This is a genomic window from Plantactinospora sp. WMMB782 (assembly GCF_049179135.1).
Lineage (GTDB): Bacteria > Actinomycetota > Actinomycetes > Mycobacteriales > Micromonosporaceae > Plantactinospora.
In genome coordinates this window covers 5,867,808-5,887,834 of sequence record NZ_JBMHMC010000007.1, presented here as the reverse complement: position 1 = coordinate 5,887,834, position 20,027 = coordinate 5,867,808, and the positions used below count along the sequence as shown (strand labels likewise).

Below are 20,027 nucleotides of genomic sequence, written 5' to 3'. Positions count from 1 at the left end.
GGCACCGGCGGGGTCCGGGTCGGCGGTCGCCCGGCGTGGAAACGGCCGCCCGGCGGTGGAAACGGTGTCGCGGACCCCGGTGTGAGTTGGGCACGATCCGGTGATGAGCAGTACCAGATCGGTCGGCTGTTACGGCGGCCACACCCCGAAGCGCCCGGACCCCCGTCGGGAGATCTGGGCGTCCGACGCCGCCCTCTCCCTGTTGCTCGCCCAGCTCATCCGGGACGTCGAGGGACGGCCACCGGACCGGCGACCCGACTGGTGGGCCGACCGGGTGGCCGGGCTGCGGGTCCAGGCGGTGGTCGGCGACTTCTTTCTCGACCTCGCCCTCGGGCTCGACGCCGCGCAGCGCGAGGAGTTCGCCGGGTTGCTGGCGGATGCTGCCGCCCGGATAGGCGACCGGCGGACGTTCACCGCCGTCGAGGCCGCCGGCTGGCGGGTCCTCGACGACAAGACGGTGATCTTTCGAGGTGACCGGCCGGCGGCGACCGGACCGGTCGCGGAACTCGGTCAGGCCCTGGCCGACCTGATCCGGGGCACGTTGCCGGCCCCGCCGCCCGGCCACCTGTGGTATTACGGCGCTCCGGGCGGCCTCCGTACGATCGCGATGTCCGGGCTGACCGCCGCCGCGGCCGACGCCGCCGAGCCGGACGAGGAGCCTGCCAGGTAGTCGGCGATCCGGGCGTCGGTCCAGCCGTGACTGGCCCGCAGCCCACGGGCGATGGTCGCCAGATACGCCGGTGCCGGCGGATTCGGGGGTACGTCCCCGGCCCGCCACGGCGCGGTCAGGGTGAGCACCGGATGCCCGTCCAGGATTCCGGCGCAGACCACCGTCTCGTAGCGGCCCGGACCGGTGCTGACCCGCCCGATGGCGACCGCCGCGCCGATCAGGTCCAGCGGAGCGCCCGGTACCCGGTGCATCTCCTGCGCGGCCACGTCCGCGAACTGGTCGGCGCCGAGCAGGTACGCCCGGGCCGCCACCATCCCGGGCAGCTCCGGATCGTAGAAGGCCATCCCGCCGGTCCAGGTTCGCGACTCGAGCGCGAAGTAGAGGCCGCCGGGCAGCAGGACCGGGCGGTCCTGCCGCGGTGGGGTGCTGTTCCGGCAGCCGGGGTGGTCCCGGAGCCCGCCGACCGGCCGGCCACCGGCCAGGTAGCAGCCGAACCGGTCGGCGTCCATGTTCGACCCGTACGCCGCGTACCAGACCGGGTCGGGGCCGGCCATCGGGGCGGGCGGGTCAGGCCGCCGGGACGTACTTCTCCAGGTCGTCCAGGATCCTGCCGGCGGCGGTGACGCCGATCCCGGTCATCCAGGTCTCGTCGGCGACCACGTACGCCTTGCCGGCCCGGACCGCCGAGAGGTTCTTCCAGAGGCTGCCGCCGGTCACCTTCGCCTGCTCGGCGGCGGCCTTCTCGCCGTACGCCGTGACGAAGATGATGTCGCCGTCGACCTCCGGGATCCGTTCCGGGCTGACCTTGTCGAACCGCTTGTCCTCCTTGGCCGCCAGCAGCTGCCGCTCCGGCCGGCCCACCCCGACGTCACCGAGGACGAGGCCGGAGAAGGAGTCCGGACCGTAGATCCGGATCTCGGTGGGCATGAACCGGACGATGGAGATCTTCCGGGCGGCGGCGTCGCCGAGCCTGGCGCCGAGTTCCTCGGCCCGCTTCTCGTAGCCGGCCATCAGGTCTTTGGCCTCCTGCTCCCTGCCGAGCGCCTTGCCGTCGAGCAGGAAGTTCTCCTTCCAGGTGATGCCGACCTTCTCGGTGAAGACGGTGGGTGCGATCGCGGAGAGCTCGTCGTAGAACTTCTCCTGCCGGAACTTGCTGCCGAGGATCAGGTCCGGCCGCAACGCGGTGATCGCCTCCAGGTCCGGCTCGGCGAGCAGCCCCACCGGCTCGATCCCGGCGACCTTCTCCGCTCCGAAGTACGACGGCCAGGCGCCGACCTCGGTCCGGGCGGCGCCGACCGGCACGACGCCGAGGGAGAGGGCGGTGTCGAACTTGTCGGTGTCGAGCACCACCACCCGGTTCGGCCGGGCCGGCACCTCGGTGCTGCCCATGGCGTGTGCGACGGTCCGGGTCCCCGCCCCGGCGTCCTCCGCGACCACCGGGTCGCTGCTGGTGCAGCCGGTCAGGCCGGCGCCGAGGGCGGCGACGGCGAGCAGGGTTATGACGGTGCGGCGCATGACGTACCTTTCTTCAGCGGAAGCGTGCCGAGCGCCGGGACGACGAGTGGCGCCCCGGTCACCGGGCAGGGCACGACGACACAGTCGAGCCCGAACACGTCGCGGACCAGGTCCGCGGTGAGCATCTGCCGGGGCGGCCCGGCCGCCACGACCGCGCCGTCGCGCATCGCGATCAGGTGGTCGGCGTACCGGGCGGCCTGGTTGAGGTCGTGCAGGACGGCGACGACGGTCCGGCCGCGCTCGGCACGCAGCCGGTGCAGCAGGTCCAGCACCTCCACCTGGTGGGCCAGGTCGAGGAAGGTGGTCGGCTCGTCCAGCAGCAGCGCCTCGGTGTCCTGGGCCAGCGTCATGGCGATCCAGACCCGCTGCCGCTGCCCGCCGGAGAGGGTGTCGACGGGGCGTTCGGCCAGCGCCGAGACGTCGGCCAACGCCATCGCCTCCCGGACCGCCACCTCGTCCTCCGGCGACCACTGCCGCCACCACCGCTGGTACGGCTGCCGCCCGCGCCCGACCAGGTCGGCCACGGTCACCCCCTCGGGCACCAGCGGGCTCTGCGGGAGTACGCCCAGCCGGCGGGCGACGGCGCGGGTCGGCAGCTCCCGGATCGCCGCCCCGTCGAGCAGTACGGTGCCCCGGCGTGGGGTGAGCAGCCGGGCCATGGTCCGCAGCAGGGTCGACTTTCCGCAGGCGTTCGGCCCGACGATCACGGTGAACGCGTCGGCGGGCAGCTCCAGGTCGAGGCCGTCGATCACCGTCCGGTCCTCGTACCCGACCGCCAGGTCGCGTGTGGAGAGCATCTAGGACACCTTCCGTCGGCCACGGAGCAACAGGTAGATCAGGTAGGGGCCGCCGAGGGCGGCGGTGAGGACCCCGGCCGGAAGCTGGATGGGTGCGAAGAGCCGGCGGGCGGCCAGGTCGGCGAGGACCACCAGCAGGGCGCCGACCAGGGCGGCGCAGAGCAGCGGCGGCCGTTCGGCCCGAACCAGCCGGCGGGCCAGTTGCGGGGCGACCAGGGCGACGAAGTCCACGGCGCCGACCTGGGCGGTGACCATCGCGGCGGCCAGTACCCCGGTGGCGGCCAGGCCGATCCGGCGGGCGACCGGGCGCAGGCCGATGCCGCGTGCGGTGTCGTCGTCGAGTGCGCTGCCGTGCAGGGCCCAGCCGGCCCAGAGCAGCACCGGCAGCAACACCAGCAGGGTCGCGCCGAGGTAGCCGGTCTCCTGCCAGCCCTTGCCGGCCAGGGTGCCGACCAGCCAGAGCTGCGCCCGGATCCCGTCGATCGGATCCGCCGCGAGCATCACCACCTCGGTCAGTGCCCGCAGCGCCACCGCGACGGCGACGCCGGCCAGCACGAACCGCTGCGCCGCCAGCCCGTGCCGCAGCCCGAGCAACAGCACCGCGACCGCCGCCAGCAGGCCACCGGCGAGCGCGGCCGGGGCGATCAGCACCGCGCTCGCGCCGCTGGTCAGTGCCACGGTGGCGGCGAGTCCGGCGCCCTGGCTGACGCCGATCACGTCGGGGCTGGCCAGCGGGTTGCGGGCGACGCTCTGGATCAGCGTCCCGGCGATCCCGAAGACCGCACCGACCGCCGCCGCCAGGACCACCCGGGGCAGCCGCAGGTCGAGGACGACGAGGTCGTACCGGGTACCGGCGCCGGCCAGCGAGGCGAGCACGTCCTGCGGAGCGACGTACGGGGTGCCGAGGGAGAGCGCCAGCACCACGGCGGCGGCGAGCAGGACGGCGAGCACCCCGCCGACCAGCAGCGGCCGGTGCCGCACGACCACCCGGGCGGGACCGAGCCGGATCCGGGCCCGCCCGGCCGGCACCGCCGCCGCCACCGGCGGCTGGCTCCGGGCGGTCAGGCGGGCACCGAGTCGGCCGGCAGCGGCCACGTCACCACCCGGTTGGCCGGCAGCGGCCACGCCCCCACCCGGTTGGTCGCGGGCGGTCACGCGGTCACCCGGTTGGTCGCGGGCGGTCACGCCCCCACCCGGTTGGTCGCGGGCGGTCACGCGGTCACCACCCGGGCCCGGCGGATCAGCAGGGCCAGCAGCGGCGCTCCGACGAGGGCGGTGACGATGCCGGCCGGTACCTCCCCGGGCGGCGCGACCAGCCGGCCGATGACGTCGGCGGCGAGCAGCAGCGCCGGCCCGAGCAGCGCCGCGACCGCCAGGGTCCAGCGGTGGTCGGCACCGACCAGGGCGCGGGCCAGGTGCGGGACGGCGAGACCGACGAACGCGATCGGCCCGGCCGCCGTGACCGCCGCCCCGACCAACAGGACCGCGCCGGCCCCTCCGGCGAGCCGGACCAGTCCGACCCGGTGACCGAGCCCCCGGGCGACGTCGTCACCGAGGGCGAGCGCGTCCAGGCCGCGCGCGGCGAAGCCGGCCAGCAGGACGCCGGCCAGCACGAACGGGGCGACCTGGCCGGCGACTGCGACGTCCCGACCGGTCAACCCGCCGACCACCCAGAACCGGTACTCCTCGAAGGTGCGGGCGTCGACGGTCAGCAGCGCGATGACCGTCGCGCCGATGCTCGCGTCCAGGGCGACGCCGACCAGGGCCAGGGTGACCGGGCTGGCCCCCTCCCGGGCCCGGTTGGCGATGCCGAAGACGAGCAGGCCGGCGAGGAGAGCGCCGACGACTCCGAACCAGACGTACCCGGCGAGGGTCCCGATCCCGAACACCGCGATCGCGAGTACCACGCCGAGTGACGCCCCGGCGCTGATCCCGAGGATCCGGGGTTCGGCCAGCGGGTTGCGGGTCAGCGCCTGGAGCAGTACCCCGGCCAGGGCCAGGGCGGGGCCGACGACCAGGCCGAGCAGGGTACGCGGCACCCGCAGTTCCCGGACGATCGTGCTCGCCTCGCCGCCGTCCGGTGCGACGAGCGCGGCCCAGACCTGGGCGGGTGCGAGCGACCTGCTGCCGAGTGCGAGGCTGGCCAGCACCGCCAGCACCAGCAGTGCGACCGCCGTGCCGATGACCGCGACGCGCCGGCCGACCCGACGGGCTGGCCGGGTCTCCGGCCTGGTCACCCCGGCCGCTACCGTCGTCACGATCTTCCCTCGCACCTCTCGTATTAGGTTCGGCTAACCTTACGATCCGGGCTGTGCCGCACCTAACCGGGATGACGGATCTCACCGCCACGACCTGCGCCTCCGTCAGCCGCGACACGTTCCAGGCGGCACCAGCCGCCCACCATGCACGCGCCGTCATGCGGAATTCACTGACCGTGCGGGCCGGTGCCGACTCGGAACTGGTGGGCTCGGCGGGCGGAAGCGGGCCGCAGGCCGAGGCCGTCTACAGTCTTCCTGGACCCATTCGCAGGGACAGGTGAACCACGAGGCGACAGCGCTCCCCCGGACCACCGGCACCTCACCTGCTACGCCGCCGGACCGGCCATGCTCTTCGTCGAGGTGTCGCTCTTCGTCGAGGTGTCCCGGCAGAACCCGCGGCGGAAGCGCCGGCGCCATGACGAGCATCCGGTTGGGCAGCAGGGCATGCCCGGTCCGGTGGCAGCCGGGCCGGTCAGTCCCCCTGGCCGAGCACCGGCGGCGGCGCGTCCATCTCGTCGCTCCACTGCGGACCGCCGTCGCCGGACCACGCCGTCGGCTCGCCAGCCAACCGCGGATCGGTGACCGGGTAACCGTCGGCGGGCCGGCCGGTGAGGCCGGCCGCACCGGCGGCGCCGGTCATCGGCACCGCGCCCGCGGCCCCCGCACCGGCGGTCCCGGCCCCGGGGCCGGGACGGCCCTCGGCACCTCCGGCCCGGGTGATCAGGTGGTTGCCGACGCCGGCCAGGGCCGGTCCCGCCCCGCTCAGCGCGCTGCCGGGCTGGCCGGCTGCGGACGCGGCCGGCGGTACGGCGGCGAGGGCGGCACCGCCGGGTGCCTCGCCGAACGCGCCGGCACCGGCCAGTGCGGTGCCGACCGTCGGCGCTTCGCCGGGCAGCGGCGGTGGCTCGGGCACCGTGACCGCCGCCGGCAGGTGCAGGTCGTCGACGATCCCGCCGAGCACCGGCAGGTCGCCGGGTTCGAGCGGGATCGTCGCCGGCCAGCTCCGGTGGTCGGTGACCGCGTAGTCGGCGGCGAGCCGGGCCACCTGCGCCGCGACCCGTTCCCGCGCCTTGGCCCGTTCCTCCTCGGACAGGGTGTGCCCGAGCACCGGGGAGAACTCGTCGTAGCGTGCCTGGGCCAGCTCCGGCCGATCCGCCTCCGCCTGGCGCTGCGCCTCGGCGAGCGAGCCGGACATCACGGTGAGCCCGCCGCGCATCGCCGCCGCCTCCTCGGCCAGCCTCCCGGCGAAGCTGATGATCAGACCGAGCCGGTACTGGAACTCCCGACTGCCCGGCCCGGTCCAACCGGGCAGCACCCGGGCAAGGTCCTCGTGCAGCCCGGTCGCGATCGCCCCGATTCGGGACTCGACGGTGTGCCAGGTGTCGGCGATGCCGTCCACCTGCGCCGGCACTCCGGCCATCAGCAACCGGTAGAGCTCCTCGTGGCTCTGCTGCCGGTAGCGCTCGTGGTATTCGTCGGCCATCGAAGCTCTCCGCACCTCCCCGGACGATCGGTCGTTGCCGGCGGCGGCCGCCGGGACGGATGTGCCGCGCGGGTCAGGTCGCGGAGGGTTTGTCGCGTCGGCCACCATGCAGAGCCTCACTCACCGCGCCGAGGGCGCCTGCGATCTGTCGGGCGTTCGTGCCGCTGAGTTCGTCGACGGTCCGGTAGCTCTCGATGATCCGGGCGGTGGCCGCCTGTGCCACCGTCAACGCGGCGACCAGCCGGCGCAGCCGGGCGACGTACTCGTCGTGCAGGTCCTGGTGCCGGTCGGCGGTCTTCTGCGCGTCGTGGAAGCCGCCCAGCGCGGGCCGGTCGCTGCCCGGCGCGGTGGTGAGCGCGGTCAGCGCGGCGTACGCCGCCTCGATCCGGGGCTGGAGCCGCTGCTGGAAGTCCCGCAGTGACAGGAGATTGACGGCGAACTCGTCGGCGGCCATCGCAACCTCCCAAGCGCCGAGTCCGGGTGACGGCAAGTGTAGCCAACGATGCGTAGGGTGCCGGGAGGCTCTCCGGATAGTATCCCGGGTCGTGGAGGTCACCGAGGCACAGTCTCGCCTTCCGGGCGCCCGCGAGGGCGCCGCAGGCACCGTCCTGTTCCGCCGGCCGCCCCGCCAGCCGTCGCCGCCGCTGCCCCGCGGCGAGCTGGTCCTGGAGTCGCCGCCGGAGCTGTCGGAGCCGCTACCCCGCAACCTCCTCCAGCTGATGATGCTGGTCCCGATGGTGGCCGGGGTCGCGGCGATGGCCATCCTCTACTCCGGACGCGGCGGCGGGGTGCTCACCTACGTCGTCGGCGGCCTCTTCGGACTCTCCATGTTGGGCATGGCTGCCACCACGCTCGGCGGTGGGCACGGCAACAGCCGGGCCGAGCTGGACGCGCAGCGCCGCGACTACCTGCGCTACCTGGCCCAGACCCGGCGCCGGGCCCGCAACGCGGCCGCACAGCAGCGCACCGCACTGCTCTGGCGGCACCCGGCCCCGACCGCGCTCTGGTCGGTCTGCGCGTCCCGCCGGATGTGGGAGCGGCGCAGCACCGACGACGACTTCGCCGAGGTACGGGTGGCGACCGGCACCCAGAAGCTGTCGGTGACGCTCAAGCCGCCGGAGACCAGGCCGGTGGAGGACCTGGAGCCGTTGACCGCGCTCGCGCTGCGCCGCTTCGTCCGGGCCCAGTCCGTGGTGCCGGACCTTCCGCTGGCGGTCCAGCTCCGCTCGTTCAGCCGGCTGGTGTTGCGCGGCGACCGGGAGCCGGTACTCGGCCTCGCCCGGGCGCTGCTCTGCCAGCTCGCGACGTTCCACTCGCCGGACGACGTCCGGATCGCGGTGGTGCTCGCGCCGGAGCGGCGGCCGGACTGGGACTGGGTCAAGTGGCTGCCGCACGCCCAGGACGACCGGGTCACCGACGGAGCCGGCGCCACCCGGCTGGTGTTCGAGTCGACGAGCGCGTTGGAGGAGGCGTTCCGCGACGAGTTCGCGGCCCGGCCACGGCACTCCCCGGACGCCCGGCCGCTGACCACGGCGGCGCACCTGATCGTGGTCCTCGACGGCGGCGACGTGCCGGCGACGTCGCAGCTGCACGGTGCGGGCGTACTCGGCTGCACCGTGCTGGACCTCTCCGGGATGGTGCCCAGGGACGCCGGCCGTTGGCTGCTCTGCCTGGACGTCGGGGCGGAGGCGCTCACCGTGGACCGGGGCGACCGGAGCATGTCGCTCGGCATACCGGACCGGCTCGACGTCGAGCAGGCCCGTGGGCTGGCCCGGCAGCTCGCCCCGCACCGGCTCTCCCGGCACGTCGAGAGCGAGGAGGCGACCGCACGGGTCACCGAGCTGCCCGAACTGCTCGGCTTCGGCGACGCCGGCGCGGTCGACCCGGCCCGCAGTTGGCAACCCCGCCCGGACCGGGACCGGCTGCGCATCCCGCTCGGCATCGGCGCGGACGGCTCGGTGGTGGAGCTGGACTTCAAGGAGGCCGCCCAGGACGGCATGGGCCCGCACGGGTTGATCATCGGCGCCACCGGCTCCGGCAAGAGCGAACTGCTGCGCACCATAGTGATCTCGCTCGCCGTCACGCACTCCTCCGAGGAACTCAACCTCGTCCTGGTCGACTTCAAGGGCGGTGCCACCTTCGCCTCGCTCGACGTGCTGCCGCACACCAGCGCGGTGATCACCAACCTGGCCGACGAGCTGGCCATGGTGGACCGGATGGAGGACGCCGTCGCGGGCGAGCTGGTCCGCCGGCAGGAGCTGTTGCGGGCCGCCGGCAACTACGTCTCGCGGTACGAGTACGAGAAGGCGCGCCGGGCCGGTGAACCGCTCGCGCCGCTGCCCAGTCTGCTGATCATCTGTGACGAGTTCAGCGAGCTGCTCGCCGCCAAGCCCGACTTCATCGACCTCTTCGTCACCATCGGCCGGCTGGGCCGCTCCCTCGGGGTGCACCTGCTGCTGGCCAGCCAGCGCCTGGAGGAGGGCCGGCTGCGCGGGCTGGACACCCACCTGTCGTACCGGATCGGGTTGCGGACCTTCTCGGCGATGGAGAGCCGGGTGGTGCTCGGCGTACCGGACGCCTACGAACTGCCGAACGCTCCCGGGCACGGCTACCTGAAGGCCGGTACGCAGACCATGTTGCGCTTCCGGGCCGCGTACGTCTCCGGCCCGTACCGGACGGCCCTGCCGAGCGGCCCGGTTGCGCAGGAACTGGTACGCCGCCGGATCATGCCGTACGGCACGGTGCACGTTCCGGTACCGCCGGAGTTGCCGGCGGTGGTGCCCGACGAGCCGGTCGGGTCCGCCGGAAGCCTGGCCGACGCCGGCCGGCAGACGAGCATGCTCGACGTGATCGTGGACCGGCTGCGGCACGGCCCGCCCGCGCACCAGGTCTGGCTGCCGCCGCTGGACGTGGCGCCGGGGCTGGACGCGCTGCTCGGCGAGCCGGTCGTCGACGAGCGGCGTGGCCTTTTCACCGCCTCCTGGCCCGGCGTCGGCCGGCTGGTGGTGCCGGTCGGCATCGAGGATCGCCCCTACGAGCAGCGCCGGGACCCGTTCCTGGTGGAGCTGGCCGGGGCCGGCGGCAACGTGGTGATCGTCGGCGGGCCGCGTACCGGCAAGAGCACCCTGCTGCGGTCCCTGCTCTGCGCGCTGGCGCTCACGCACAGCCCGCGCGAGGTGCAGTTCCTCTGCCTCGACTTCGGCGGCGGCACGCTGCGCTCCCTGGAGGGGCTGCCGCACCTGTCCGGTGTGGCGGTACGCCGCAACCACGAGGCGGTCCGCCGTACCGTCGCCGAGGTCAGCGTCCTGCTGGACGAGCGGGAGGCGCGTTTCGCCGAACTCGGCGTCGAGTCGATCGACGCGTACCGGGAGCTGCGGGCGGGCGGGCAGGTCACCGACGACCCGTTCGGGGACGTCTTCCTGGTCGTCGACGGCTGGGGCACGGTACGCGAGGAGTTCGAGCAGCAGGAGGAGGTGATCACCAGGCTCGCCGCCCGCTGTCTCGGCTTCGGCATCCACGTGGTGCTCACCGCGACCCGTTGGTCGGAGATCCGCTACAACCTCCGCGAACTCTTCGGCACCCGGCTCGAACTGCGGCTGGGCGACCCGAGCGACTCCGAGCTGGACCGGCGGGCTGCGGCGAACGTACCCGAGAACACCCCCGGGCGGGGCATCACCCGGGACAGGTTGCAGTTCCTCGCCGCGCTGCCCCGGATCGACGGCCGGTCCGGCCCGGACGACCTGCCGGCCGGCACCGCCGGCCTGGTGGGCCGGGTCCGGGACGCCTGGCGGCACGACCCGGCCCCGGCGGTACGCCTGCTGCCCCGGATGCTCCCCGCCGACGAGCTGCCCGACGTCGCCGGGCCGGGCATCCCGATCGGACTGAACGAGACCCACCTGGCCCCGGTGCACCTGACCTTCGACACCGAGCCGCACCTGATCGTCCTCGGCGACGCGCAGTGCGGCAAGACGAACCTGCTCAGGCTGATCGCACGCACCATCGTGGCCCGGAATACGCCCGGCCAGGCGAAACTCGTCATCGTCGACTACCGCCGCACGCTGCTCGGCGTGGTCGAGGGTGAGCACCTGCTGGACTACACCCCGTCCGCGCAGACCGCGACGGCGATGGTGGGCGGGATCGCGCAGGCGATGGCCGCCCGGCTGCCCGGCCCCGACGTGACCACCGAGCAGCTCCGCAACCGTTCCTGGTGGACGGGGCCGGACATCTACCTCCTGGTCGACGACTACGACATGGTCGCGACAAGCAGCGGGAACCCGTTGGACGGCCTGGTGGACCTGCTCTCCCCGGCCAGGGACATCGGGCTGCACCTGATCCTGGCCCGCCGGTGCGGCGGGGTCGGGCGGGCACTCTACGAGCCGGTGCTGCAACAGCTCACCGACCTGAACACGCCGGGACTGCTGATGTCCGGCAACCCGGACGAGGGCGCCGTACTCGGGCACGTCCGGCCCAGCCCGCAGCCGCCGGGCCGGGGCACCCTGATCCGGCGCAGCGACGGGATCAACCTGGTGCAGACGGCCTGGCTCGATCCAGAGTGAACGGCGCGTCACTCCTGATCCACAGTGCACCGGGTCCAAGCGTGGGAGCAGGGCTGCCGAGGGCCCGAAGTGTCACCGGTCCGAGGGCCGGCGTTCGGGCGATGTGGCGGGCGGCGGCCATCGGCTACCCTGGCCGGACAGAGACGCCGATGAGTCTGGCGTCCCGCCGCCGCTAGTTCCCGGAGGGAAGCGTGGCACAGACATTCGCCCACGAAGAGGGTAACGCCCAGCAGGCCGCACAGCTCGTCGACAGCGCCCGTGGCGCGATCAACTTCCAGGTCAAGAACATCGAGCTGGCGGTGCACCAGCTCAGGTCGCGGGGCTGGGAGGGCGAGGCGGCGAACAAGTTCTACGCCGTGGCCGCCGAGATGGTCGACGGGGCCCGCCGCCTGCAGGCCAAGATGGACGAGATGCGGGTCGGCCTGGAGGACGTGAACCGCACCTTCACCGACGTGAGCGAGACGATGTCGTCCTCGGTCAACACCATCAACGTCTACAACATCACCTAGGCCGGTCGTCCGGTCGGACCGGCAGGTGGGTCGGAAGCCGTATCGGGAGCGCCCGTGCGGACCACCCCAACCGTGCACACGGAGGAACCCATGAGCAACCAGATCCGGATGGTCCACGGTGAGGCAGAGGCCGCGGCCATGAAGCTCAAGAAGCACGGCACCAACATCGAGGTCACCACCAAGAACTTCGTCGCCGACATCGCCAGGATCCCGTGGGACAGCGACGCCCGGGCCGAGTTCGAGGTCTGGAAGGCCCAGATGGAGCAGCTCTGGAACGAGTTCCACCAGGTGGTGCTGAAGGCCGGTACGGTCGTCGCCGACGCGAGCGAGTCGCTCAAGGAGGCCGACCGGCGCGCGGCGGCGATGATGGGCCAGAGCGGTCGCTGAGCGGTCCGCTGCACCAGGACGTCCCCGGTCGGGTGCTCAGGGTCTGTTCGATCCGGCGCACCAGGAACCCTCCGGTCCGGTGCACCGGGAGTTCGACGGTCCGCTCGCGCTGTGCCGAGGTGGCCGGGAGGTCCTTCCTTCCGGCCACCGTCGCGATCCGTGGCGTTCCGGCTCCGCGGTGGGCGGCGGTTCAGCCGATCACGCCGTCCGGCGCGTCACCGGAGGCCCACGGGTCGCCCTCCTCGACCAGCCAGCCCGCCCCCTCGCGCTCACCTGGGTCGCCCGCCGCACCGCCGTGCCCGGCGAAGCCGCCGACGCCCATCATCGACGTGCCGGCGGCCGCCCGGCCGGCGCCGGCCGTACCCGTGCCGCCGGCGGCACCGACACCGGTCACGCCGACTCCGGCGACGCCGCCCTGCATGGCGGCGGCCGGGTTTCCGGCCGAGGCGCCACCTAGCGCCAGCCCGGCCGCACCGGCCCCACCGAGCGCACCCGCACCGCCGATCGGCCCACCGGCACCGCCCGCGCCGGCCAGGGCGGTCCCGCCCGGCAGCTCGACGTCGGCGCCGGGACCCGCCCCGCTGCCCACCGGCAGTGGCGCCGGAACCGGGCCACCCGGGAACGCGCCGCCCGGCACGGAAAGGTCCGGCGCCGGAAGCGGTGGCGGCGGGGGCACGGCCGGGACGGTCGGCAGCGAGGTGGTGCCGGCGTCGGCCCCCTGCTGGAACAGGCTGCTGAGATAGTCGGTGGCGAGTTTGACAAGCGCCGACGTGAGCTGGGCGTCCAGGGCGGAGGCCTGGCTCGTGGTGGCGGCGATCTGCGCCGTGTACTGCGCGGCGCGCATCTCGTACATCGCCCACCTGGCGGCGCCGCCGTGTGACCAGGTCGCCTTGCAGTACGCCCGCTGGGCGGCGCTGGGCGTCACCTGTCCGGTCGGCAACACCTGGTAGCCGCCGGCCGTGGCGCTGGCGACGATCGCGTCGAGCCGGGCCTTGCTGGCCTGCAACTGGGCGCTGCCGGTGCTGGTGGTCGTCATCGCCTGCGCGACCGTGCCGCTGACCTGCTGCAACGCGTTCAGCGCGATGGTCCGGCGGTCCTGCTGCGCGGTGCCGGTCGCGCCGAGGAGGTTAGGCAGCGTGGCGGCGGTGCCGAAGTTGGTCCTGGTGTTCGTCATGTTCTCGACGAAAGCCTGGACGACCGGGCCGAGCAGTGCCTGGGCCACCCCGGGATCGGAGAGTTTCAGGCCCATGAAGCTGACGGTGCCCATCACGCCCTCCCCGTACCGGGCGGCATCCGGTCGTCGAAGCGCAGGATCGCGACCCGCTCCCGCTGTTGCAGGTCGACCTCCTCGAAGTGCTGCGCCGCCTGCCGGACCTGCACGGCCTGGGTGTCCAGCTCCTCGGCCACGGTCCGGATCGCCGCCGCGACGGCGACGGTGAAGAACTGCGCCATCGTGGCGAAGCTGGGCAGGCCGGCATTACCGGCCACGGTGCCCTCGACCGCGCCGGTGATCGGCGAGAAGGAGTTGCGGTACTCCTCGGCCAGCCCGGCGATCCGGTTGGCGGCCGCCCGCATCTCGGGTAGCTGTGCCTGGAACTCCGGTGCGCCGGTGCCGGCGGAACCGGCTGGTGCGCCCGGGGCGGAGAAACCGTCTGGAACGCTCAACGCCGTCCTCCCGGTCTGTGACTGCTCGCTGGCACGGAGGAACATCGAGATGGTTCTCCGTAAAATATAGTGCCTGGCGGACACTGTCCCAACGCGTCTTTCCGGCATCTCCGCGCCCGGCCCACCGAAGCCTGCGGACGGGATCGCGGCGGCGGAGGTCGGGGCGTGCACGCCGACGGATCGGTCGGAACAGGCACGATGCTGCGGAGGTGGCGATGCCGACGGAGGATCCACCGGGCCGGACCGGCAACACCCCGGCCGGCGTCCCGGCCGAGCTGGCCGTGCTGGAGGCGTCGATCGCCCGGACCGAGGCGCGCTGGCGGCAGCTGCTGGCCGGCACCTACCAGGGCAGCGACCCGGCCCGGCTGGTCAGCTCGGTGGTGGACGGCGAGGGCGTCGTGGTCGAGGTGAGGTTCGTCAGGACGATCGCGCGGCACGACCCCGCGGTGGTCGAGCAGGCGGTGCTGGCCGCGGTCTCCGCCGCCCAGCAGCGGCTCGGTGCCGCGCTCGCCGACGTCGCCGCCGAAGTACTGCCACCCGACGACGTGGAACCCGCACGGGAGCGTACCGGCGCGGACGCCTGGCGCCGGATCGGATCCGATCCCGCCGACGGGTCACCGGCCGGTGGTGGAGTGTTGGGCGGGGACGGCCGATGACCGGACACGACGACCCCGGCGACGTCGAGCCGCTGGTCTACTCGCCGCACGACGAGGCGGGCTACGAGGAACTGGCCCGACGGGCGCTCGCCGCCCTGCAGGCGATGGACGGCGAGCTGGACCGGCTGGTGGAGACGCCTGTCGAGGGACACAGCCGGGACGGCCGGGTCAGCGTCCGGGTTTCCGGCGCCGGCACGGTCACCGAGGTCCGGCTGCGCGGCGGGGCGCTGCGGCAGTACCCGCCGGACAAGCTCGGCGAGGTGGTCACCCGGGTGCTCCAGGACACCCAGCGGCGGGCCCGTGCGGCGTACGAGCGGGCGGCGGCGGAACTCGCCCCGCCCGAGGTGGCCGAATGCGACCGGCTGCTCCGCAGGACGCCACCGCCCCGCCGGACCGGGTCGTAGCCGCGCCCGGCCGTACACCCGGTCCGCCGGGTCAGGTCGGTCCGGGATCCGGCTCCGCCGCCCGGCCGCCGCCGCCGGCCGGACCGGTCGGAGCGAGCGTCGGCAGCGGCGAGAGGCGCAGCGCGGCCTGCGGGTCGAGCGGCACCCCGGTCGGCACCAGCGCCAGGATGCTCGCCGGCACCTGCACCGGCCGGACACCCGCGTAGCCGAGCGAGGTCTGCACCTTCTCCAGCTCCGGCCGGGACAGCGGGAACTTCACCCCCTGGTCGGTGACGAGATAGACGTTGCCGGCGGCGTTCGCCCCGATCGGGTTGGCGGCCCGCACCAGGGCGGCGTGCCCGCCGGGCAGCGCCACCCGGTCCGCCGGGCGTATCCCGTCCGGCCCCGTCCCCGTCGCGGCCGGCGTCCCGTCGATCGGCGGGACCTCGGCGGGCACCGCACCGAAGGTCTCGACGGTGACCGGATGCTCGGCCGCGCCGCCGTCGTCCCGGTAGCTCGCGCAGACCATCGGTGCCGGGGTCTGCGCGCCCCGCACCTCCGGCACCGCGTCGGGGAAGCCGGGCGGCTCCGCCACCCGGTTCACGATGAGCCGGCCGGCCTGCTGGGCGGAGATCTCGTTGACCGCGCGCCCGGCCGCCTCCATCAACCGCGCGGTGACCGCGCCGACCGGGGCGAGACCGTCGGGAAGCATCACGTACGACCTGCCGGCGGCCCGGAACAACTGCCCGATCCGGGTCGGCTGCCCGCCGATCGTCGGCTCGGCCGGCGAGCCGGCGCCGGGCAGGGCCAGCGCCACCAGATCCGGCCCCGGTGGTACGGAGTTGAGGAACGCCTCGCCGACCGCGACCGGCGGTATCCCGGCCCAGCCGAGGGCGGCGAGCACGGCGTTGCCCCGGATCCGCAGCCGGTGCTCGTTCCAGAGCAGGTAGCGGTCGCCACCGTCCACGTCGACAAGCAGGCCCTGCCGACCCACCGGAGCACCGCCGGACGGTGCCCGACCGAAGAGCACATGGGTGGCGCGGGCGACCGAGGTCAGCGACCGGGGGGCGCTGCACACGCTTATCGGCAGGCCCAGCAGCGCCGACCGGGTCGGCAGCGAGTCGGGCGCGCCGGGGATCCCGATCGGCAGCCCGCGCGGCACCGCCCGCAGCGAGGACTCCGCCATGGTCCGCACCGCCGGCTCCGGCTGGCCGATGATGAGCAGCGCCGACGTCCAGTTGAGCACCGGATGCAGCCGGCCCTGCGTGTAGACGAACTTCGCGCCGGTGTTCCGCTCCACGATTATGGCGTTCTCCACCGGCTGCCGGCCGCCCGGCCGGAGCAGCCCGTAGACACCGAAGCCGGCGAAGAGCAGCACCGCGACCAGCAGGCCACCGAGCATCGCCAGGGCGTACCGCCGCATCGGCAGCTCGTTGGTCTCGGGCTCGCCGGCCAGCAACGCGGAGACGATCCGCCGGATGAGGAACCGGTAGGCCTGCACCTGTTCCCGACGGCTGCGCATCCCCACCCCGCCTTCGCGTCGATGCGACATCTTAGCGTCGGCACGTAGGGTGTGTGCCATGCCGGAGTTGATGGCTGTCGGTCGATCCACCGGCCGGTTCGGCACGGTCCAACTCGTCGCCGTCGAGCTGGCGCTCTTCGCCACCGGCGCCGCCGCCTACGCGCTGCCCCCGGTGCCGGGTGCGCTGGCCGGGGCCGCCGCCGGTGTGCTGCTGCTCGGCACCTTCGGCCGGGCGGGCGGCCGCTGGTGGTACGAGGTCCTCGGCGCGCGGCTGCGGCTGACCCGACGCCGCCGTGCGGGCGTACGCGCGCTGCGCCGGACCGGCACCGGGGACCCGCTGCTGGCGGTGCTCTCGCCGAGCCCGGTCACCAGTACCGTCACCGACCGGTCCGGCACGATCGGCATCGGCCAGGACGCGCTCGGCTGGTTCGCGGCGATCGCGCTCCGGCATCCCGACGGGCTGACCGAGTCCCGCACGGCGTTGCGACTGGACTGGCTCGCCACCCTGGCGGCCGACCCGGCACTGCCGGCCAGCACGGTACAGCTCGTGCTGCGACACTCGTCGCTGCCGATCGCCACCGTCGACCCGCGCTCCGCCGCCAGCCGGTCCTATCTGGAACTCTGCCGGCTGCTGGCGGTCCCGGTGCACCACGACGTCTGGATCGCCGCCCGGGTGTCGGCCCGGGACGCGGCGACGGTGGCGGCGGACCGGGGCGGCGGGCTGGCCGGCGTACACCGGGCACTCGTCGCGGCGATCACCCGGGTCGGCACCGGACTGGCCGGCCTCGGCGTCGAACACACGGTGCTGGACGGGGACGGCCTGCGGCAGGCGGTGGCGTACTCCTGCGGTGTCGAGGGGACCGGGGCGCCCGGTACCGGCCCGGAACGGTGGTCCCGTTGGCAGGGCGGCTGGCGGGTGCAGGTCTGCTTCGCGGTACGGGCCTGGCCGGCGAAGCCCGCCGTGGACCCGATCCGGGCCCTCACCCAGGTGCCGTCCGCGCTCGACGTGAGCGTGGCGGTGGTGTTCGGCCGGCGGGACGGCTCCGCCGGGCCGGAGCGCGGGACCGGCGCCCGGACCCTGGTCCGGGTCGCCTGTGCCCCGGACACGGTCGAGGAGTGCGTACGCCAGCTACTGGCCGGCGCGGCCGGCGCCGGTGTCCGGCTGGTCCGGCTCAACGGCGAACACGCCACCGGGGTGTACGCGACCGCGCCCACCGGCGCCACCCTGGGACTGGTGAACCGGTGACCGCCATCGGCGACGTCGCGCCCGCCGCACCGCGACCCCTGTCCTACCGCGCCTCGTCCACCCCCACGGCCGGGTCTGCCGGCACGGGAGCCCGCGATGTCGACCGGTGACCCGAAGACCGTCGCCCCGGAACGCCGGCTCGTCGGCGGCCTGCTCGGCCGGCTCAGCCTCGACGTCGACGCCGTCGGCGTGCTGCTCGGCCGGGACGCCGCCAACCAGCCGGTGCTGGTGCGGCTGTTCCGTCCCGAGCCGCTGACCGTGGCGTTCGTCGGCGACTGGTGGACCGCGCAGCTGCTGGTCTTCCGCTGTCTCGGGCACGGTGCCCGGGTCGCGGTGGACGCCGTCGACGCGGTCGTCCCGGCGGCGGCCGGCACCATCGCCACGCTGGCGCACTGGCTCGCCCTGGACCGGACCGCCGGCGGCGCCGGTGATCGGGTGTGGCGGTCGGCGTACCCGGGCGGTGACGAGCCGGCCGATCCGACCCGGCCACTGCTGCGGCTGCGCGACGTCGGTGTGCACGGCCCGGAACGCCGGCCACCGACCCGGGCCTGGGAGACCCGGTTGACCGTGCTGCCCCGGTTGACCCCGGCCGGCGTACCCGCGCTGGCCGGCGCCGACGTGGTGCTGGCGCAGCGGCTGACCCGGCCGGAGGCGGAGCTCGTCGGTTCGGCGCTCGCGCTGCCCCGGCCGGTCTGGTCGGCGCTGACCACCATGGACAACGAGATGGTCGCCGCCTTCGGCGGCGGCGCCGTCCGGTACGCCTGGCTCACCCCGACCCGGTTCGAACGCCAACTCTTCGGCTGACGGGCGGCCGCGGCGACCCCCGGACATCCGAAGCGGAGTGTGTCTGCGAGCCAGTCGACATCTCTGCCTGCCCGAGGCGGATCAAGCTTGCGTGGCGGTCGCACCCGTGCCTGCGGGGCGGCCGGCGCGGGGCTGGGATCAGCCTCGGATCGCGCGGATCCAGTCGAGCAGGCCGCTGACCCAGACCGCCAGCGGGAAGACGGCGAGGACGAGCAGCACCTCGACGATGTCGAGCGTGCGTCCCCAGATCGGCGAACCCGGCCGGCGCCCGGCGGCCAGCGCGAAGCCGACACTGATCGCGGCGACCAGCAGCAGCACCCCGAGCAGCAGCGTCAGCCGCCACACCAGGCCCAGGTCGTCGTAGGCGGCGACCACGGCGGCGGTCAGGGCCACGGCTCCGGCGCCGAGCAGTGGCAGCCGCTGCGCCCGGCCGAGGAACCAGCGGGCCCGGGCCATCATCGTCAGTCCCAGCACGGCGCAGAGCGCCAGTCCGGCGATCCCGTCGGCGGCCACCGCGACGGCGGCCACCGCACCGACCAGCGCCAACGCGCTGAGCAGGCTGGCCAGGAAGGCGTCGGCCCGGTCGGCCCGGGCGAACGTCTCCAGGCCGTCGACCGCGTGGACGTCCTCGCGCAACTGCTCCGGGTCGGTCGGCACCGGCGAGACCGGCAGCCGGCCGAGCCGGTAGGCGAACATCGGCAGCAGCGGGAGCGTGCCGAAGACTCCGGTGACGGTGATCGCCGCCGCGGCCGGGGTGCCCACCCCGAAGAGCACCCGGATCGCGGCGGCCACGAGCAGCGCCGCCGCACAGGCGGCACCGCACAGGAAGACCGGCCCGGCGTCGCCGACGCCGATCGCGGCGGCCGCCGCCACCAGCAGCACAGCGGTCGCGGCGACCAGCACGTGCGGCGGGGCGAGCTGGGCGACGGTCCGGTCACCGGCGAGCACCAGCAGCCCGCCGACCGCCGCGTAGCAGAGCGCCACCAGGGCGAGGACGGTGGCGCTCTGCGGGTCGCCCACCGCCCGGGCCAGCACCACCGCGCCGAGCAGCAGGGCGCCGGCGAGGCCGAGCCCGACCAGGCCGCCGGGCAGTTGCGGCGGCCCGGCCAGCAGCACCGCGACAGCGCCGCCGAGCAGGGCCACCACCCCGAGGGTCAGCCCGAACGCCCGGGTGGCGGCCGGGCTCCACCGGCCGGTACGTCGCTGTGCGGCGGTGGCGACGGCGTCCACCACGTCGTCGAAGACCGGCAGCGGCGCCTCTTCGCCCCGGGGGCGCAGGTAGAGCAGCTCGCCGTCACGTACCTCGAGTTGGGCGGGGGTGCGCGAGCTGTCCAGCGCCGCACCGCCGAGCCGGGACAGCGACCAGCCGTTGCGCGCCGCCGAGTCGTCGGCCAGGGCGTCACCGGCGTAGCTGAGCACCGTCGGCAACAGGTCGGCCAGGGGTACGTCCGCGGGTAGCGCGAGATCGACGCGGTTGCGTGGAGCTACCACCGTGACCCGGCTGAACCCACTGGCCACGCCTCAACCTCCGTCTCGACGATGCCGGGACATTATCACCGCTCCGGTGCACCGGGAG

At 74.5% G+C, this 20,027-nt stretch carries 19 protein-coding genes; 8 read left to right on the top strand and 11 right to left on the bottom strand.

Annotated features, from left to right (window positions below; all coding sequences use genetic code 11):
• Nucleotides 1-103 precede the first annotated feature (103 nt).
• A complete protein-coding gene (locus tag ACN28A_RS28305) occupies nucleotides 104-670 on the top strand; it encodes a hypothetical protein (RefSeq protein WP_421400075.1) in 567 nt (188 codons plus the stop codon).
• Here the strand turns inward: ACN28A_RS28305 and ACN28A_RS28300 are convergent.
• From ACN28A_RS28300 to ACN28A_RS28270, 7 genes are all read right to left on the bottom strand, one after another.
• Nucleotides 574-1,224, bottom strand: a complete 651-nt coding sequence (locus ACN28A_RS28300) for a histone deacetylase (RefSeq protein ID WP_421400073.1) — start codon at nucleotides 1,222-1,224, stop codon at nucleotides 574-576. The genes ACN28A_RS28305 and ACN28A_RS28300 overlap by 97 nt on opposite strands.
• 13 nt (nucleotides 1,225-1,237) lie before the next feature.
• The gene (locus tag ACN28A_RS28295) at nucleotides 1,238-2,185 is read right to left on the bottom strand and encodes an ABC transporter substrate-binding protein (protein WP_421400071.1); all 948 of its coding nucleotides are present in this window, start codon (nucleotides 2,183-2,185) and stop codon (nucleotides 1,238-1,240) included.
• Nucleotides 2,167-2,982, bottom strand: a complete 816-nt coding sequence (locus ACN28A_RS28290; RefSeq protein ID WP_421400068.1) for an ABC transporter ATP-binding protein — start codon at nucleotides 2,980-2,982, stop codon at nucleotides 2,167-2,169. Before ACN28A_RS28290 ends, ACN28A_RS28295 begins: the two co-directional genes overlap by 19 nt.
• Nucleotides 2,983-4,137, bottom strand: coding sequence for a FecCD family ABC transporter permease (locus ACN28A_RS28285; RefSeq protein WP_421400065.1), 1,155 nt, complete (start codon nucleotides 4,135-4,137; stop codon nucleotides 2,983-2,985).
• A gap of 56 nt (nucleotides 4,138-4,193) precedes the next feature.
• A complete protein-coding gene (locus tag ACN28A_RS28280; RefSeq protein ID WP_421400063.1) occupies nucleotides 4,194-5,240 on the bottom strand; it encodes a FecCD family ABC transporter permease in 1,047 nt (348 codons plus the stop codon).
• A 472-nt stretch (nucleotides 5,241-5,712) separates the two neighbouring features.
• A complete protein-coding gene (locus tag ACN28A_RS28275) occupies nucleotides 5,713-6,723 on the bottom strand; it encodes a WXG100 family type VII secretion target (protein ID WP_421400060.1) in 1,011 nt (336 codons plus the stop codon).
• Nucleotides 6,724-6,796: 73 nt separating this feature from the next.
• Nucleotides 6,797-7,177: a hypothetical protein gene (locus ACN28A_RS28270; RefSeq protein ID WP_421400058.1), complete on the bottom strand. Its 381-nt coding sequence runs from the start codon at nucleotides 7,175-7,177 to the stop codon at nucleotides 6,797-6,799.
• Nucleotides 7,178-7,268: 91 nt separating this feature from the next.
• Here ACN28A_RS28270 and eccCa point away from each other — a divergent pair, with 91 nt between their 5' ends.
• The 3 genes from eccCa (at nucleotide 7,269) to ACN28A_RS28255 (ending at nucleotide 12,175) form a co-directional block, all read left to right on the top strand.
• Nucleotides 7,269-11,279 (top strand): type VII secretion protein EccCa, encoded by a 4,011-nt coding sequence (gene eccCa, locus ACN28A_RS28265; protein WP_421400055.1) that lies wholly within the window; start codon nucleotides 7,269-7,271, stop codon nucleotides 11,277-11,279.
• A gap of 191 nt (nucleotides 11,280-11,470) precedes the next feature.
• Nucleotides 11,471-11,788: a WXG100 family type VII secretion target gene (locus ACN28A_RS28260; protein WP_278061156.1), complete on the top strand. Its 318-nt coding sequence runs from the start codon at nucleotides 11,471-11,473 to the stop codon at nucleotides 11,786-11,788.
• A gap of 90 nt (nucleotides 11,789-11,878) precedes the next feature.
• Nucleotides 11,879-12,175 (top strand): hypothetical protein, encoded by a 297-nt coding sequence (locus ACN28A_RS28255; RefSeq protein ID WP_421400052.1) that lies wholly within the window; start codon nucleotides 11,879-11,881, stop codon nucleotides 12,173-12,175.
• Nucleotides 12,176-12,365: 190 nt separating this feature from the next.
• Here ACN28A_RS28255 and ACN28A_RS28250 read toward each other — a convergent pair whose 3' ends face one another.
• Entirely contained in the window at nucleotides 12,366-13,442 is a 1,077-nt protein-coding gene (locus tag ACN28A_RS28250) for a hypothetical protein (RefSeq protein WP_421400049.1), read from the bottom strand.
• Nucleotides 13,442-13,840, bottom strand: a complete 399-nt coding sequence (locus tag ACN28A_RS28245; protein WP_421400047.1) for a hypothetical protein — start codon at nucleotides 13,838-13,840, stop codon at nucleotides 13,442-13,444. Before ACN28A_RS28245 ends, ACN28A_RS28250 begins: the two co-directional genes overlap by 1 nt.
• Before the next feature lie 209 nt (nucleotides 13,841-14,049).
• On the opposite strand from ACN28A_RS28245, the gene ACN28A_RS28240 reads away from it, so the two are divergent.
• Together ACN28A_RS28240 and ACN28A_RS28235 are read left to right on the top strand one after the other, a co-directional pair.
• On the top strand, nucleotides 14,050-14,496 hold the full coding sequence (locus tag ACN28A_RS28240) for a hypothetical protein (protein ID WP_421400045.1): 447 nt from the start codon (nucleotides 14,050-14,052) through the stop codon (nucleotides 14,494-14,496).
• Nucleotides 14,493-14,900: a YbaB/EbfC family nucleoid-associated protein gene (locus tag ACN28A_RS28235; RefSeq protein WP_421400043.1), complete on the top strand. Its 408-nt coding sequence runs from the start codon at nucleotides 14,493-14,495 to the stop codon at nucleotides 14,898-14,900. The genes ACN28A_RS28240 and ACN28A_RS28235 overlap by 4 nt, the downstream gene beginning before the upstream one ends.
• A 31-nt stretch (nucleotides 14,901-14,931) precedes the next feature.
• On the opposite strand, the gene eccB is transcribed toward ACN28A_RS28235, so the two are convergent.
• Nucleotides 14,932-16,401 (bottom strand): type VII secretion protein EccB, encoded by a 1,470-nt coding sequence (gene eccB, locus ACN28A_RS28230; protein ID WP_421400040.1) that lies wholly within the window; start codon nucleotides 16,399-16,401, stop codon nucleotides 14,932-14,934.
• Nucleotides 16,402-16,459: 58 nt separating this feature from the next.
• Between eccB and ACN28A_RS28225 the strand changes: the two genes are divergently transcribed.
• Together ACN28A_RS28225 and ACN28A_RS28220 are read left to right on the top strand one after the other, a co-directional pair.
• The gene (locus tag ACN28A_RS28225; protein WP_421400038.1) at nucleotides 16,460-17,647 is read left to right on the top strand and encodes a type VII secretion protein EccE; all 1,188 of its coding nucleotides are present in this window, start codon (nucleotides 16,460-16,462) and stop codon (nucleotides 17,645-17,647) included.
• A 96-nt stretch (nucleotides 17,648-17,743) separates the two neighbouring features.
• The gene (locus ACN28A_RS28220; protein ID WP_421400036.1) at nucleotides 17,744-18,451 is read left to right on the top strand and encodes a hypothetical protein; all 708 of its coding nucleotides are present in this window, start codon (nucleotides 17,744-17,746) and stop codon (nucleotides 18,449-18,451) included.
• Between the two features lie 138 nt (nucleotides 18,452-18,589).
• Here ACN28A_RS28220 and eccD read toward each other — a convergent pair whose 3' ends face one another.
• Nucleotides 18,590-19,969 (bottom strand): type VII secretion integral membrane protein EccD, encoded by a 1,380-nt coding sequence (eccD, locus tag ACN28A_RS28215; protein WP_421400033.1) that lies wholly within the window; start codon nucleotides 19,967-19,969, stop codon nucleotides 18,590-18,592.
• Nucleotides 19,970-20,027: the final 58 nt, after the last annotated feature.